This is a genomic window from Vibrio sp. 10N.261.51.A4 (assembly GCF_041471945.1).
In the GTDB taxonomy this organism is placed as follows: Bacteria; Pseudomonadota; Gammaproteobacteria; order Enterobacterales; family Vibrionaceae; genus Vibrio; species Vibrio crassostreae_C.
This window is the reverse complement of sequence record NZ_JBFRPJ010000047.1, coordinates 136,260-151,367: the sequence shown is the minus strand read 5'-3', so window position 1 is coordinate 151,367 and position 15,108 is coordinate 136,260. Positions and strand designations below refer to the sequence as shown.

At 46.2% G+C, this 15,108-nt stretch carries 18 protein-coding genes; 12 read left to right on the top strand and 6 right to left on the bottom strand.

The genetic code is table 11. The features are described 5' to 3' along the window. Window positions 1–2 precede the first annotated feature (2 nt). The 9 genes from AB4384_RS11335 to AB4384_RS11295 all read left to right on the top strand — a co-directional run bounded on the left by AB4384_RS11335 (window position 3) and on the right by AB4384_RS11295 (window position 6,893). On the top strand, window positions 3–1,274 hold the full coding sequence (locus tag AB4384_RS11335) for an NAD(P)/FAD-dependent oxidoreductase (protein WP_102428126.1): 1,272 nt from the start codon (window positions 3–5) through the stop codon (window positions 1,272–1,274). Next, window positions 1,271–2,077, top strand: a complete 807-nt coding sequence (locus AB4384_RS11330) for a DUF1365 domain-containing protein (protein ID WP_372129567.1) — start codon at window positions 1,271–1,273, stop codon at window positions 2,075–2,077. The genes AB4384_RS11335 and AB4384_RS11330 overlap by 4 nt, the downstream gene beginning before the upstream one ends. A 105-nt stretch (window positions 2,078–2,182) precedes the next feature. Then, window positions 2,183–3,463, top strand: a complete 1,281-nt coding sequence (locus AB4384_RS11325) for a class I SAM-dependent methyltransferase (RefSeq protein WP_372129566.1) — start codon at window positions 2,183–2,185, stop codon at window positions 3,461–3,463. Beyond that, window positions 3,441–3,962: a DUF2878 domain-containing protein gene (locus AB4384_RS11320; RefSeq protein ID WP_017061278.1), complete on the top strand. Its 522-nt coding sequence runs from the start codon at window positions 3,441–3,443 to the stop codon at window positions 3,960–3,962. The genes AB4384_RS11325 and AB4384_RS11320 overlap by 23 nt, the downstream gene beginning before the upstream one ends. A gap of 3 nt (window positions 3,963–3,965) precedes the next feature. Further along, window positions 3,966–4,541, top strand: coding sequence for a chalcone isomerase family protein (locus AB4384_RS11315; RefSeq protein WP_017061277.1), 576 nt, complete (start codon window positions 3,966–3,968; stop codon window positions 4,539–4,541). Further along, window positions 4,538–5,080, top strand: a complete 543-nt coding sequence (locus AB4384_RS11310) for a DUF3833 domain-containing protein (RefSeq protein WP_017061276.1) — start codon at window positions 4,538–4,540, stop codon at window positions 5,078–5,080. The genes AB4384_RS11315 and AB4384_RS11310 overlap by 4 nt, the downstream gene beginning before the upstream one ends. A gap of 246 nt (window positions 5,081–5,326) precedes the next feature. Then, entirely contained in the window at window positions 5,327–5,590 is a 264-nt protein-coding gene (locus AB4384_RS11305) for a hypothetical protein (protein WP_017061275.1), read from the top strand. Between the two features lie 287 nt (window positions 5,591–5,877). After that, window positions 5,878–6,546 (top strand): SDR family NAD(P)-dependent oxidoreductase, encoded by a 669-nt coding sequence (locus AB4384_RS11300; protein WP_372129565.1) that lies wholly within the window; start codon window positions 5,878–5,880, stop codon window positions 6,544–6,546. A 107-nt stretch (window positions 6,547–6,653) separates the two neighbouring features. After that, a complete protein-coding gene (locus AB4384_RS11295) occupies window positions 6,654–6,893 on the top strand; it encodes an RNA-binding protein (protein ID WP_017061273.1) in 240 nt (79 codons plus the stop codon). A 144-nt stretch (window positions 6,894–7,037) separates the two neighbouring features. Here AB4384_RS11295 and AB4384_RS11290 read toward each other — a convergent pair whose 3' ends face one another. From AB4384_RS11290 to AB4384_RS11275, 4 genes are all read right to left on the bottom strand, one after another. Beyond that, the gene (locus AB4384_RS11290) at window positions 7,038–7,382 is read right to left on the bottom strand and encodes a ribosome recycling factor family protein (protein ID WP_017061272.1); all 345 of its coding nucleotides are present in this window, start codon (window positions 7,380–7,382) and stop codon (window positions 7,038–7,040) included. Window positions 7,383–7,551: 169 nt separating this feature from the next. Continuing rightward, window positions 7,552–8,019 carry an OsmC family protein gene (locus tag AB4384_RS11285; protein WP_017065091.1) on the bottom strand — a complete coding sequence of 156 codons (468 nt, stop codon included), beginning with the start codon at window positions 8,017–8,019 and terminating at the stop codon, window positions 7,552–7,554. A gap of 28 nt (window positions 8,020–8,047) precedes the next feature. After that, complete coding sequence (locus AB4384_RS11280; protein ID WP_102320400.1) at window positions 8,048–8,440, bottom strand: GFA family protein; 393 nt, start codon at window positions 8,438–8,440, stop codon at window positions 8,048–8,050. 112 nt (window positions 8,441–8,552) lie between these two features. Next, a complete protein-coding gene (locus AB4384_RS11275; protein ID WP_372129564.1) occupies window positions 8,553–9,482 on the bottom strand; it encodes a LysR family transcriptional regulator in 930 nt (309 codons plus the stop codon). A 173-nt stretch (window positions 9,483–9,655) separates the two neighbouring features. Between AB4384_RS11275 and AB4384_RS11270 the strand changes: the two genes are divergently transcribed. The 3 genes from AB4384_RS11270 (at window position 9,656) to AB4384_RS11260 (ending at window position 12,803) form a co-directional block, all read left to right on the top strand. Beyond that, window positions 9,656–10,339, top strand: coding sequence for an SDR family oxidoreductase (locus tag AB4384_RS11270; protein ID WP_372129563.1), 684 nt, complete (start codon window positions 9,656–9,658; stop codon window positions 10,337–10,339). Between the two features lie 107 nt (window positions 10,340–10,446). After that, window positions 10,447–11,655 carry an MFS transporter gene (locus tag AB4384_RS11265; protein ID WP_171732647.1) on the top strand — a complete coding sequence of 403 codons (1,209 nt, stop codon included), beginning with the start codon at window positions 10,447–10,449 and terminating at the stop codon, window positions 11,653–11,655. 59 nt (window positions 11,656–11,714) lie between these two features. Beyond that, window positions 11,715–12,803, top strand: coding sequence for an alkene reductase (locus tag AB4384_RS11260; RefSeq protein ID WP_372129562.1), 1,089 nt, complete (start codon window positions 11,715–11,717; stop codon window positions 12,801–12,803). Window positions 12,804–13,099: 296 nt separating this feature from the next. On the opposite strand, the gene rlmJ is transcribed toward AB4384_RS11260, so the two are convergent. Both rlmJ and secF read right to left on the bottom strand, forming a co-directional pair. Further along, entirely contained in the window at window positions 13,100–13,966 is an 867-nt protein-coding gene (gene rlmJ / locus AB4384_RS11255; protein ID WP_372129561.1) for a 23S rRNA (adenine(2030)-N(6))-methyltransferase RlmJ, read from the bottom strand. A gap of 201 nt (window positions 13,967–14,167) precedes the next feature. Further along, complete coding sequence (gene secF / locus AB4384_RS11250) at window positions 14,168–15,106, bottom strand: protein translocase subunit SecF (RefSeq protein ID WP_004732672.1); 939 nt, start codon at window positions 15,104–15,106, stop codon at window positions 14,168–14,170. Between the last annotated feature and the right edge of the window lie 2 nt (window positions 15,107–15,108).

The window sequence follows — 15,108 nt, the reverse complement described above, 5'->3', positions numbered from 1 at the left end:
CAATGAAGAAAATCGCCATTATTGGTTCAGGTATCTCTGGACTCACTTGCGCGCATATATTAGATAAGCACCACGACGTAACAGTATTCGAAAAGAATGATTACGTTGGGGGGCACACCGCGACCGTTGATATTGAACATCAAGGCTCGGCGTTTTCGATAGATACAGGTTTCATCGTATTCAACGATCGAACCTACCCGAATTTCAATCAGCTTCTAGAACAACTCGATGTCGAAAGGCAACCGACTGAGATGAGCTTCAGCGTCCACAACACGACGACCAAGTTTGAATACAACGGCCACAGCATTAATTCGTTATTCGCGCAGAGGAGCAACATCTTCAAACCTCAGTTCTGGTCTTTAGTGTCTGACATTCTCAAGTTCAACAAGCTGTGTAAGGCTCAGTTTGAAAGCAATGAATTCACACCAGACGTTACCCTTGGCAGTTTCCTACGAGATAATCAATTTTCCGACTTTTTCAGCCAGCACTACATCTTACCGATGGGCGCGGCGATTTGGTCGACAAGCTTGGAAGAAATGGAAGAGTTTGAGCTCAAGTTCTTCATTCAGTTTTTCTACAACCATGGATTGCTCGATATCGCGAACCGTCCTCAGTGGTATGTGATACCAAAGGGATCGCGTTCTTATGTTGAAATCATCCTTTCACGCCTAAGTAAGACTGTTGCACTGAATACATCGATTAAACAAGTGACTCGCCAAGAAACAGGCGTCACGATTGAATTTGAAGATGGCAGCGCACAAGGTTTCGACGAAGTAATCTTTGCTTGCCACTCAGACCAAGCCTTACGCTTGCTTGGTGATGCAACAGAACAAGAGCAACAGGTACTGGGCGAGATCCCATACAGCCGCAATGAAGTGGTTCTGCACACCGATACTCGCTTGTTACCAGACAGAAAACTGGCTTGGGCAAGCTGGAACTACATGTTGGATGGCGACAGTAAACGACCTGCCTGTGTCACGTACAACATGAACATTCTGCAAGGCATCGAAAGCCAAGACACCTTCTGTGTCACCTTGAATCAAAGCGAAGCCATCGACCCAGAAAAAATTATTCGCAGCTTTGTTTATCATCACCCGGTACTTAATTCGAACACGGTCGAAGCTCAGCACAAGCGTGAGCAAATCTGTGGCAAAAACCAGACGCACTTTGCTGGCGCTTATTGGTATAACGGCTTCCATGAAGACGGTGTCCACAGTGCACTCGATGTGACCAAACGCTTCGGTTTAGATTTGAGTACGAGTTCCGCGCTATGAACAGTCAAACCCTGACACCCGAGATGGGGATCGCATCCGAAAAGAGTGAAGAGCTCAGCGGTATCTATTGGGGTAACATCAGACATCGCCGCTTTGGCGACATCACTCATGAGTTCAGCTATCAGCTGTATATGATGGGGTTAGATCTTGATGAGCTGCCCCAAACCACAGCGCGCAGTGCGCTGTTCGGAACTCGTTGGTACAACCCGATTCGCTTTGTCGAATCGGATTATCTCGCTGAAAAAAAAGAAAATGTCACCACGGATGAACCAAAATCACTTAAGCAACGTATAGCTTCCAAAGTGCAACAACTTGGTGGGGTTTGGTCTGATTCAAACCGTGTGACGATGCTGGCTCAGTGCCGCTGTTTAGGTATCTATTTCAGTCCAATCAACTGTTTCTTCTGTTATGACGAGACTGGAGATTGTAAGTACATGTTGGCGGAAGTGAGTAACACGCCTTGGCGAGAAAGACACTACTACCTCATCGACATGCACCAAGAATTGAAGGTAAAAAAAGAGTTTCACGTTTCGCCGTTCATGGATTTGAACATGACTTATTTTTGGAAGATTAAGCCACCAGCGAAACGCACGTTAGTTCACATCGAAAGCCGCCGAGACGACAAGCTTTTCGATGCGACACTAGCCCTGACGAAGCAGTCAGTAACCAAGACAAACATTAGACGAACGGTATTCAAGATTCCGGCGATGACGATAAAAGTCGTGATGGGAATTTATTATCAGGCTCTCAAATTATTCCTGAAAAAAGTACCGTTTGTGGCGCATCCAGACTCAACATCTTAAGCGCTTAAAACAGAAATCATTTCTAGCTTGGGTTCGCTCCAATCAAGGAGCTGAACTCAGCTTAGTTGGCACAAAATATTAGAATGAGTTATCAGCGAGGTTTACATGGAACAGCTTGCCAAACAAAACAACAATATTGAACAACAAGCTAAAGCCGTTGCTGTTTCAAGCAACTGTAAATATCGAGCTTTAATCTTCAAGGTGTTAGAAAGCCTGCAATTCGCAACGCTTGAAATCATTGAGCGCGACCAGCATTCGGTGTTCGGTGATCGAGAAGCAGACTTGAAAGGTCGAATCGTGATTCATGATGCGACCTTTTTTAGAGATGTGGTCATCAACGGCAGTATCGGCGCATCTGAAGCATACATCGATGGTAAATGGACCAGCCCAAATCTAACGCGTGTGATTCAAATCATGGCTCGTAACCAAGCCCAATTGGATGAACTTGATGACAAGACACAATGGATTTCTCGCATCAAAAACCTATTGCTGCGTCGTAAGAATGCCAACACCGAGCAAGGCTCTAAGCGAAATATTCTCGCCCACTACGATATTGGCAACGAGCTGTATGAGCGCTTCTTAGATAGCTCGATGCAGTACTCTTCCGCAATCTACAGCGAAGACGCAGAAACCTTGTCGAAGGCTCAACAAAACAAAATGAAAACCATCTGTGAGCGACTAGAACTGTCTGAGAAAGATAGCGTGGTCGAGATAGGCACAGGGTGGGGCGGCTTAGCCATCTTCATGGCGCAATACTACGGTTGCCACGTCACCACTACCACGATCTCAGATGCCCAACATGCACTTGCTGAACAGAGAGTAAAAGCGCTTGGTTTAACCGACAAAATCACCCTGCTCAAAGAGGATTATCGCAATCTCACTGGTGAGTATGACAAGTTGGTTTCGATCGAGATGATAGAGGCGGTCGGACATGAGTATCTACAAACCTTCTTTGAAAAATGTTCCTCGCTACTTAAGCCCTCAGGCAAGATGCTGATTCAAGCAATTACTATTGCTGACAGCCGTTACGACAAATACCGTAAAGGTGTCGACTTTATTCAGAAGTACATCTTCCCCGGCGGTTGCCTACCTTCTGTTTCAGTGATGACCCAACACCTTGCGACCAGCACCGACCTTGTGGTTCAAGAAATTGATGACATTGGCCTGCACTACGCTCGAACGCTGAATGATTGGAACATCGCCTTTGAAAATAGTTGGGAAGAGCTAGAGTCTCTCGGCTATTCAGAAGAGTTTAAACGCTTATGGACCTTCTACTTCTGCTACTGTGAAGGCGCATTCAAAGAGCGCGTGATCAGCACTCACCATGTAGTCGCAAGAAAACCTCGTTACTTTGGAGCAAAAGATGAAGCGGTTTTGGATTATTAATCTCGTACTGTTTCAAGCGACCTGGGTTTGCAGTGCTTTCTTTACCGCGCAAGCCCCGTTCGTCACACCACTGATTGTAGTGGTTCACTTCCTTCTATCACCGACTCGCAGTAGCGATTTGAAGATACTCATTTTATTACCATTGGGGCTATTGCTTGATAGCCTCTTACTCCACTTCGGCGTGTTTGCCGTCGACTCTGAAATTGCTAATCAATCGTGGTTCCCGGTGTGGCTTGTCTGCCTGTGGATCATGTTCTTAATCAGTTTTAACCACAGCCTAAATTGGCTATTAAAATGCTCGAAAGTGATCTTGTTTGTCATAGGGTTCGTAGCAGGTACTAGTAGTTATTGGGGAGGCATCAAAGCCGGTGCTCTTCTTACTACTTGGCCAGATGCATCGGTAGTTGCTGCCCTTGCAATAAGTTGGGGGATTTTGTTGCCCTTACTGGTGGCCGCCTACTCCAACTTAATACAACCTAAAATGGCAATAACGAGGTGACTTATGGCTTATCCACGCAACCCGACACAAACGTTCAAACCTGAGCGAGGTATTGTTCGCGCTCATCAGCAAGCAAAAAACACACTTCTAAGCTTTATTACTCTCCCGTTAATCTTTGCTGCGCTGTTATTTGCCGGACACGCTAGAGCCTCTGCTGTCGATGATCTGAACAAACGTGGTGAGGGTGAAATGAGTTACCTGTTTTGGACTCTCTACTCGGCAGAATTCTACGCAACTCCAACCAACTCCGAACGAGCTTTGAAGCTTGAGTATTACCGCTCTATCGATAGCAAAGACCTCGTAGACGCTACCGAAGATCAGTGGAACAAGCTTGGCTACTCTGACAGCAACATTCAACGATGGTTGAAACCCTTGTACGCGATGTGGCCGAACGTGGAAGAAGGAAGCACACTCACGATTCGTGTCGCTGAAGATAACGTAAGTCGTTTTTATTTCGATGAACAACCGATCGGCACCATCCAAGACAAGCAATTTGGTGAAGCCTTTCTAGCGATTTGGTTGTCTGAAAACACCTCTGAACCCGGTCTTCGTAAACAACTTTTAGGTTTGAACAAATGAATCCAAAAACAACAATAATAAAATTTGCTCTGGCATTTTTTTCACTCACTTGGCTAGTGGGCTGTGGCTCTGCAAGTTTAGAAGACCATGTCGACACTACGCCAGAGCTCAAGCTTGAAACCTTTTTTAATGGCGAGCTAATGGCCTACGGCATGGTGCTAGACCGCTCTGGTAACTTACTGCGCCGCTTTGATGCCAAACTGATCGCGACTTGGGACGGTGACAACGGAGAAATAAAAGAGTGGTTCTCTTTTGCTGATGGCGAGCGCTCAACTCGCGTTTGGAATCTAATCAAAACGGGCGAAAACACCTATTCTGGGACTGCCAACGATGTCGTTGGAACCGCTTATGGTGAAACCCAAGGTTCTGCGCTGTATTGGAAATATGACTTAGAGATTGAAGTAGACGGCAGCACCTATGAAGTGGTGCTCGATGATTGGATGTTCTTAATGGACGATAAACGCTTGTTCAACAAGACTGAGATGTCTAAGTTTGGCTTTAAAGTCGGAGAGGTCATCTTATACATCGAGAAGATTTGATGTAACTGCCGTTTCTGATTCTTAGTTTTAAAACGATGACTACATCTACAGTACGTAACAAAACAGCCCACAACGAAAATTGTGGGCTGTTTTGTTTGATCCCTCGAATAGCATACCTGCATGCTCAAGCCATTGTGCTAAGATGCGCCACCAGCATACAAATGGACTAGACTGACACTAAGCAGTCCCCATTTGTTTCGCTAAGCGTAGATTCCCTACCATGAATAATTGAAAAGGCTTTAAAGCATGAGCAAGTTGACCTCAGCGGAGCGTAAAGCTCGCGACAATGAACGTTTCTCACAACGCGTAAACGACCGCAGAGAAAAAGGTGAAGACGTAGTTGCTTACGCACTGACCAACAAAAAAGCTGTAAAATTCCTGACTAAGTCAGAGAAAAAACGTTTCAACGAAACGAGAGCGACTCTGCAAGAAGAGAAGCGAGTGAAAGAACAAGAAGAGCTTAACCGAATCGAAGACGCGTTCACGATCAAACAGTTCGACGACGAATAATCACTTATGATTACTCAAAAGCGCTGGCTCTATGCCGGCGCTTTTACTTGTTAGTTCGTTGTTTTTTAACGCTGTTATTTCTTGCTAAACCCGTCGATTCTTAACGGCTTTCCCCCACTCTCTTAGCTCAGCCTTACCGCTCGACCGATCACCCAAGCTATTAACCTATCAACCTATCAACCTATCAACCTATCAACCAGGCTATCGATCAACTTTAGCCATAGATCTCAGAAAATCTTAGCCTAGCCCCTTACTATCTCGAATCAACTCTACAAATTGAAGACAGTATGATTTTAATTACCGGATCAAGCAGCGGTTTAGGCGCAGCTCTCGCGAAACAATATGCTAACGCCGACGCTCAGCGCGTAGCCATTACAGGTCGCAATGCACAACGTTTAGCAGAAGTGGCGCAAGGCCTACCTGCGAATACCATTAGCCAAGCGTGTGATCTCTGTGACCCGCACTCAGTGAGCGAGTTATTGGATGCGTTACCTGAAATGCCGAAGCTGGTGATCCACAGCGCTGGCAGTGGGTACTTCGGTAAGATAGAACAGCAAGATCCAACCATCATCAGCGACATGCTGAAGAACAATATTGAGTCTTCGATCTTTTTGATTCGCGAGCTTGTACAGCGCTACAAAGATCAATCGGTCACCATCGCTGTGGTGATGTCGACGGCGGCACAAGGTGCTAAAGCTGAAGAGTCCACCTACTGCGCGGCAAAATGGGCCGTGAAAGGCTTTATCGAATCGGTAAGGTTAGAGCTAAAAGGTCACCCGATGAAAATCGTGGCGGTTTACCCTGGAGGAATGGCGACCGAGTTTTGGAATACAAGCGGTAAAGGCCTGGATACCTCGAGCTTTATGACCGCGCAAGAAGCCGCTCAGATGCTACAACAGGCGTTGACCAGCACAGAGCATGGCTTCGTATCAGACATCACGATAAACCGCGGCTAGTGCTTAGATAGAGCTACAAGGAAATAGAGCCGCGAGACAATTATTTGTGAGGGTGAGCATGAAAGTGTGCGACAATGCTCGGCGTAAATTCATATTCAAGGTTTATTATGAAACTTCTAGTTCGTAACCTATCGCGCTCTACCTCTGAGCAAGACATCCGTGTGCTATTTTCTGAGTTTGGCTCAGTAAAAGAGTGCAGCCTAGTTTTAGACCAAGAAACTGGCGACTCAAAAGGCTTCGCTTTTGTTGAAATGCCAGAGCAAGAAGAAGCTAAAGCGGCACTAAACAAGCTGAACTTGTCAAAGCTTGGCAAAAACACGATTCGTGTAAAAGTAGCGAACTCTTAATCGATTCAATGCTTCATCAGCCGCATGGCTTAGCTTAACAGCAGCACAGATGATAAAGCCCGTAACGATATGACGTTTTCCAGCGCAATATCGTTACGGGCTTTTTGCTGCTCGCAATTCTCTTTTCACACGATTTGAATACGCCTACAGACCTTCATGTTCATCAATAGCACGTCTTGCTTCGGCCATTGAACATCCAGATTCCATCACCAGCTGAGCCACAGTCATTGAAGGTGTAGCGGCCAACAGAGATGCCAAACACACCACGGGTTTAGGCAGCACTTTGTCGATTGCAATTGCTATCCAACCGTCTTTTTCATGGGTTAACATCGTTTTAAATTCAACGAGTTGATACTCTTGAGCGACCAACAGCCAATTACGCGAACGACGAACTCGTTTCAACTGACATCCACATTCCGCAGCATTCACCATCACTTGGCTTTTATCACTCACACGATGTACAAAACTATTCAATGGGACGCTAAACATAACTCTCTGCTAATCAATCTATTCCTACCATTCAAGAGCTCTCTACCTATCTCTCAAAACTTTCTAACTGTCACTCAATTAAAACCGTACGTAGGATTACACAGACACAAAAAAACCGCCAGTGATGCACTAAGCAACCTCGCGGTTTTTGGATGTTAACGTGTGTGGTTTACGCTTTAGTTTCTACCACAATGTCCGTTTTTACCGAGTTCGCGATAAAGCAGTTTTTGTGCGCCAAGTGGTGCAGTTTGTCGAGCTGCTTGGCGGTGGGCTTTTTGGTACCTAAAAACACAATTTTAGGGCGCAGAGTCACCTTAGTGACCGATGAGCGGCCAGATTCATCTTCTTCCAGCACACCAATCGCATCATCGACATAGGAGTCGATCACGTACTTCTGCTTTGCGGCAATGCCCAAAAACGTCAGCATATGGCAGCTAGAAAGTGCCGCGATAAACGCTTCTTCTGGATCAACATTCGCTTCCACCGAAAACGGCAGTGGCACAACATGTGGAGAGGACGAAGCAGGCACAGTGACACCACCATCGAACTCCCACGTATGACCTCGACTGTATTGATTGTCGCTAAAGACTTCATCTTCTGCTTTTTTCCAGCGAATGATCGCTCCGTATTCAGACATAATTCCTTCCTTTTTTATGCTCAATAAATTAACGATCAGCTGGATGATTGACACCATCGTTGGTCACCACATCACCAATATCAAAAGGGTTCACCCCTTCCAAACAACCAATATTGAACCCGTATTCATTTGGGCTAGAGCGACGTTGATGGTGGGTATAGATACCGCAGTTTGAGCAAAAGTAGTGCTTCGCGGTGTTGGTATTGAATTGATATAACTTGAGATGCTCGGCACCTTTGAGGATCTTGATACCATCCAACGCAACAGAACCAACAATCGCGCCTTTTCGACGACAGATAGAGCAATCGCAGCGACGTGGTTTTTCTATCCCGTTAGGTAAGCTGAACTCTAGTTCAACCGCACCGCAATGGCAGGTTGCCTTGTGAAAAGGTTGGATAACCGTATCTCCGACGACTTTCATTTTTCTCTCCAATCACATCCTTATGTTGGTCGTATCTAACCAGTTCAATGTTCTCTGTCCGTACCCGGGTGTTGAGTTCGAGAGATCTGTCATGCGCTGCTTCTCGGCTAATCTAACTAGACTTTTCAACCAAATCGCCAAACCGCTCAAACAAGAAATCAAGAAACAACCGGATACGCTTGGGCTGATATTTCTTGCTGATGTACACCACATTCAAATCGGCACTCGACACCGACATCGCGGTGTTGAAGTTCTTCATGTAGCCATTAAGCAGCGTCACAAGGCGCTGGTTATTGATGTCGCCTTGCACATCCAGTACCGATTTAAGAGCAATGCCCTCGCCTTTTAATGCCCAGTAGCGAATCACTTCGCCATCGTCTGAAAATCGCTTTGGAACAACCGTAATCGACTTCTTCATATCATGATCTTGGAAGTGCCATATCTTGAGCTCTTCATTGCTGCGCAGCATGGCTAAACAATCGTGATCAACCAAATCTTGTGGTGTTAACGGTGTTCCATGCTTGGCAAGATATTCAGGAGAAGCACACAGCACACGTCGGCTTGGTGACAAGCGTCTGGATATCAAACTGCTGTCGACCAATTCACCATAACGGACCACGATATCCATGCCAGATTCAGCAATGTTCGAGAGGTTATCGTTCAAGTAGAGGTAAGGGATCACGTCGGGATATTGCTGACAGAACTCAGAGAGAATCGGAAGAATGTACTGCTTTCCGATGTCTTTCGGCGCGGCGATTTTGAGTGGACCTTTGACCTCTTTGACGCCATTTTGGATCAGGTTTTCGGCCTCACTGACATTATCCAATATCTCCAGACACGCCTTGTGATACAGCTCGCCAGAGTCGGTTAAAGACACATGGCGCGTACTTCGATTCAACAACTTCACACCATATCGCTCTTCCAGCGCTTGAAGCCTTGCTGTCATGGTCGCAGGTGATAAACCCAGTTCGCGCCCAGCCGCCGCTAACCCGTGATGCTTAACAATACTGACGAACATCGCCATATCTGAAAACTTATCCATACGATTCTCGCTTCCGTCTCTTCGTCTTATTTCTCGATCTTAATGCTCGATCTGAATACTCAGCGACACTATTCAGATTATCCGAATAATGAATTTATATTTTAGACAATTATCAAATTTAGTCGAATACATATAATGACAAACATCAACAGAACAACGCAGGAATTCAGAGCATGACTAACGAATCGACTAATCAAGAGCAGCGCACTTTCGTCATCATTGGTGGCACATCAGGTATCGGCAAAGCACTAGCGATGCAACTAAGAAACGAGAACAACACGGTACATATTGCCAGCCGACACACAGGCGTTGATATCACCGATGAAAAGTCGATTTGTGAATACTTCGAATCGATTGGCGTGTTTGACCACTTAATCGTAACGGCTGGCTCATCCGCTCCCGCAGGAAAAGTAACAGACGTAGCAACCGCAGACGCCAAGACAGCTTTTGACACTAAGTTTTGGGGCAGCTTAAACGTAGCAAAACATGCCTCACGCTACATGACGCCAAACGGCTCTATCACCTTCACGACAGGCATGTTGTCACGCAAGGTTGTGGCAGGCACTTACGTAAAAACCGCCATCAACGCCGCACTAGAAAGCGTAACCAAAATACTGGCGAAAGAGCTATCACCCATTCGAGTCAATGCGGTTAGCCCCGGCCTGACCATGACAGAAGCCTACAAAAACATGGACGATTCCGCTCGTGCAAACATGTACGACAACGCCAAAAACAACCTACCCGCAGGTAAGGTTGGCGAGCCTTCAGAGATAGCCATGGGTTACCTATTCGCGATTAACAACCCATACGTAACGGGGTCAATCATCGACATCGATGGCGGTGCTCTACTCGGCTAACACTTCGCAAAGAAGCAAAGAAGCAAAGAAGCAAAGAAGCAAAGAACAATCGTTAGGGCGTGTATCTAAACGTCCTAACAAACAAGAATTAACACAGGTATTTCACTATGAAACCAGAAGCGATCCATAAAGAAAAGATCCCATTCCAAGTTTGGATACTGACACTCGCAGCTTTTGCCATCGGCACCGCTGAGTTTGTTATCGCAGGCATCCTTCCACAAATTGCCACATCCCTTTCGATCACCGAAGGTCAAGCCGGCTACCTAATTAGTGCTTACGCATTGGCTATCGTTATTGGTGGCCCGATCTTAACCATCTACCTCGCACGTTTTAACAAGAAGATGGTACTGATTGGCTTAATGGCTTTGTTCATCATCGGCAATATCTTGTCAGCCTTAGCTCCTAGCTACCCACTTCTACTTGCAAGCCGCGTTATCGCAGGTTTAGTGCAAGGTCCTTTCTATGGCATAGGTGCAGTTGTCGCGACCAATTTAGTGTCTGAGAAAATGGCAGGTCGTGCTGTTGGTCAGATGTTCGCTGGCTTAACGCTCGCTAACGTTCTTGGGGTTCCCGCAGGAACTTGGGTGAGCTTGCAATTCGGTTGGCACACCACTTTCTTTACCGTGGCAGCACTTGGCACCATCGCCATGATTTCAATCTTAACGTCAATAAAATCTTCAGGTCACAGCGAAGCGAAAGACATCAAAACTCAGCTGTTGGCATTCAAAAATCCAATGCTTCTCATCAGCTTGGCGATCACCGCTTTTGCTTGGTCTGGCTTCATGACGCTTTACGGCTACCTTGCGCCTATCGCCATGCACATCACGGGTTACGGTCAAGAGTCTGTTACTTGGATCTTAGTGATTGTGGGTGTCGGCTTAATTATCGGTAACACCTTGGGCGGTCGCTCTTCAGATAAAAATCTAGGCAAAGCTTCAATGTATTGGGCAGTCGCGATGATCGCTTCACTGATTGTGGTAGGCCTAGTGGTAGACAACAAAATCCTATTCGTTGCAGCTGCATTTGTCTTTGGTATTGCATCATTTGCGAACGTTCCCGCTATGCAACTTCGAGTGATGAACCACGGTGGCGAAGGCCAAGAGTTAGCAGCAACCGCCAATATCTCAGCGTTTAACCTAGCGAATGCCTTCGGTGGATTCCTTGGCGGCATGGTACTCGACAGCCAGTTAGGCGCTGGAATGATTCCATTCGCAGCCGTTGTTGTCCCTGTCATTGGCTTGCTACTTATCGCCAAAGCTAACCGAGCTGAAAAGCCACAGAGCAACTCTATTTTCAGCCCAGCAGAAAGCAAATAACGCGACTTATAGCCCCAATACAAAAAGAAAGATCACAGCATTAAAACAAGGTAGAAACCATGAACAAATTATTCGAAGCATCAGAACTGAAAGGCCTAGCACTACAAAACCGCGTGGTTATGGCACCCATGACACGCGCTCGTACTAGCCAACCTGGAAACGTGCCAAACGACATGATGGCAACCTATTACCAACAACGCGCAAGTGCAGGGCTGATCATCACGGAAGCAACGCAGATCTCTGATGACTCTCAAGGTTACTCATTCACACCCGGCGTTTATACCGATGCACAAATCGAAGGTTGGAAGTCAGTAACAACAGCAGCAAAAGCACAAGGTGCCGCGATATTCTGCCAGCTATGGCATGTAGGCCGAGTATCACACCCTACCTTTCAAAAAGGCGAGTTACCGATTGCACCTTCTGCATTAGCTCCAATAGAAACGCAGGTTTGGATCTCTGATGAGAATGGTAACGGCAACATGGTGGATTGCATCCAACCAAGAGAGATGACCCAAGCAGACATCGATCGTGTTGTTCAAGATTTTGCTAACTCAGCGAAAAAAGCAGTCGAGGCAGGGTTCAACGGAGTGGAAATCCACGGTGGTAATGGCTACCTGATTGACCAGTTCCTAAGAACCAACTCAAACAAACGCACCGACAACTATGGTGGCAGTCGTGAGAATCGACTTCGCTTTCTAATTGAAGTCTTGGATGCGGTAATTGAAGCGATTGGTGCTGACAAAGTGGGCGTACGTTTAGCCCCATTCATCACCTTCAAAGACATGAACTGCCCAGACATCGTGCCAACGATTTTAGAAGCGTCAAAGGAACTGCAAGCTCGTAATATCGCTTATCTGCACCTATCAGAAGCCGACTGGGATGATGCTCCAGTTATCCCTGAAAGCTTCCGTTTAGAGCTAAGAGAGCTATTCTCTAACACCATCATCGTTGCTGGCAGCTACACACCACAACGCGCCGAAGAAGTGTTAAGCAAAGGCTACGCCGACCTTGTCGCATTTGGTCGCCCATTCGTTGCGAATCCAGATCTCGTTTCACGCCTACAAAACGGCAGTGAACTATCCGATCTTGATGGCGCCACTCTGTTCGGCGGCAACGAAAAAGGCTACATCGATTATCCAGTGTTGTAGTGAATCTTAAATTGATAGAACTGCCTTAGATTTTCCTTCAGGCAAAAGAAAGGCTCGCGTGACTAGTGCGAGCCTTATGCAGTTTAGGGGGTAAACCACAATCTGATATTAATTAGGGGTAATTATTTAACTTATGAGCCATTATGCACTTGTGCGCATTGATATTCTATTTTTAAATGATTCACTGCAATTAATCAATCGATAAAAGTTAGCGTTTGGTCAATTTAAACCACATAGGTAACAGTGACTTAGTGAGTGATGTCTAGAAACCATCATAAAACCCATAAAAATCAGATCTATAAACTTCTCATTTGCCAGTAACCTTCACCATTAGTCGCGAGTTGGCTGTGTAAATAATCGAGCGTATCTGCGACCGTTCCCGCAATGCCTTGTGGTGGATTGAACAACAGCAAACCACTGCCGATCAGGCGATCATCACCCTTGGGATCTCGAAGGCGAAGTTCCGACTTGATCGGACTTGGTAGCAAACCATCTTTCACCGCTGTCACGCAGTGGTTCAAAATCAGTGAGCTCTTATCATCCGTGTAAAGCGGGTACCAAATTAATGCTGATACCTTCTCAGACTGCTGATACGCCTTAACCAAGGCATCAATCACTGCGAGATATTCAGAATCAGTTTCGTAAGGTGGGTCAATCACGATCAGGTGGTGGTTATCATGCTTGGCCACATCATCAGGCAGCGCTTTGAGCCCGTCGCCTGCGGTGATAGTTAGCTTACTTGAGACATCAAGATCGCGTTGCAGCTTCTCAATGTTGGTTTGTAATAAGTCGGCTTCATCTTGCTGAATGTCTGAAAAATAGAAGCTATCTTGGCTGCGGCCTTGTTGGTAGGTGATGGCTGCAGAACCCGGATAGAGAGAGATAAGTTGGTTCGGATTGTAGTATTCCAGCACCGACATAAAAGAAGCGAATGCCGGAGGAAGATAAGCCTTGTTTCGCCACAAGTACCCAACCCCTTCAGCAAACTCACCAGCATGATTACTTGGTGCAGTGTTGAGGTCATAACACCCTGTACCAGAGTGCGTGTCGATAACATTGAGGCGTGAATGTTGCTGCATTAATGACCGAACAAGTGCACTCAATACTGGATGCTTTAGCGCATCACCATGGTCGCCTACATGACATTGATGTCGATATTCCATTCCCTTGCCTCATTTCTACGAACGTCATCTAAACATACTTCATATCATGAGGGCTTGCCTGCTCAATCCATCGTTTTTTGAAATAGGCTCTCTTTTCTGTAACTGTTTGACTCTTATAAAAAATAAAGCCCCTCGTTTTACTATAAACGAAGGGCTTTGTTGACGTTACTGACTAAGTTGTACTGTTAACCAATAGATAACCTAAGGGTACTCACCCTCAACTTCTACCGGCGCTTTCACTTGGTAGTGACAAGGCTGTAGACCAAGTAACTTAGGCAGTGTGATACCTACTGAAACTGAAGACCACGTACCGCTGACAATACCTACAACCAGTGCAATCGCGAAACCTTGCAGCGCAGCGCCACCAAGTAGCCAAAGCGCAGATACGGTGATTAGGGTTGTACCTGAGGTCACCATGGTGCGTGAGAAGGTCGCTTTAACCGATTCGTTAAGCAGGTTATCAGTGTCACCATTTGGATTACCACGCAGCATTTCACGAACACGGTCGGCAATGATGATCGAGTCATTCAATGAATAACCTAAAATCGCCAACACAGCCGCTAACACAGTCAGGTTGAACTCGAACTGAGTAAAAGCGAACAGACCCAAGATAAGCGTCACGTCATAGATGATTGCGGCTAGGGCGCCGAGTGCTAAACGCCATTCAAAACGTACACTCAGGTACAGCATGATCATTAGGAAACACACCAATACCGCTAAGCCACCTTGGTCAACCATGTCTTGACCGACTTGAGGGCCAACCACGCTGCTGTTAAGCACTTTTACTTGGTCGCTGACAGAAGACAAAGCATCCACTAAGTTTGGCTGTGGAGCATCTGTCAGTTGGCTATAACGGATTGTCCAGCGATCCTGTTCTGCCATACCAACCACTTGCACATCTTGTTGGAAGGCCGTATCAAGTTTTGTTTTTAACGCATCTTTGGTGACTTGATCAGAGAGCTGAACCTCAGCAACCACACCACCTGTGAAGTCCAAGCCCCAGTTAAAACCTTTCACTGCCACCAGCATCACAGAGCTCATGAACAGCACAATAGAAATCACAGACATCACCTTACGAAGGCGAGTCATATTGCTATTTGAAAAATAGCGGTCTGAAATAGTCATTTTTGAAGTACTCATGC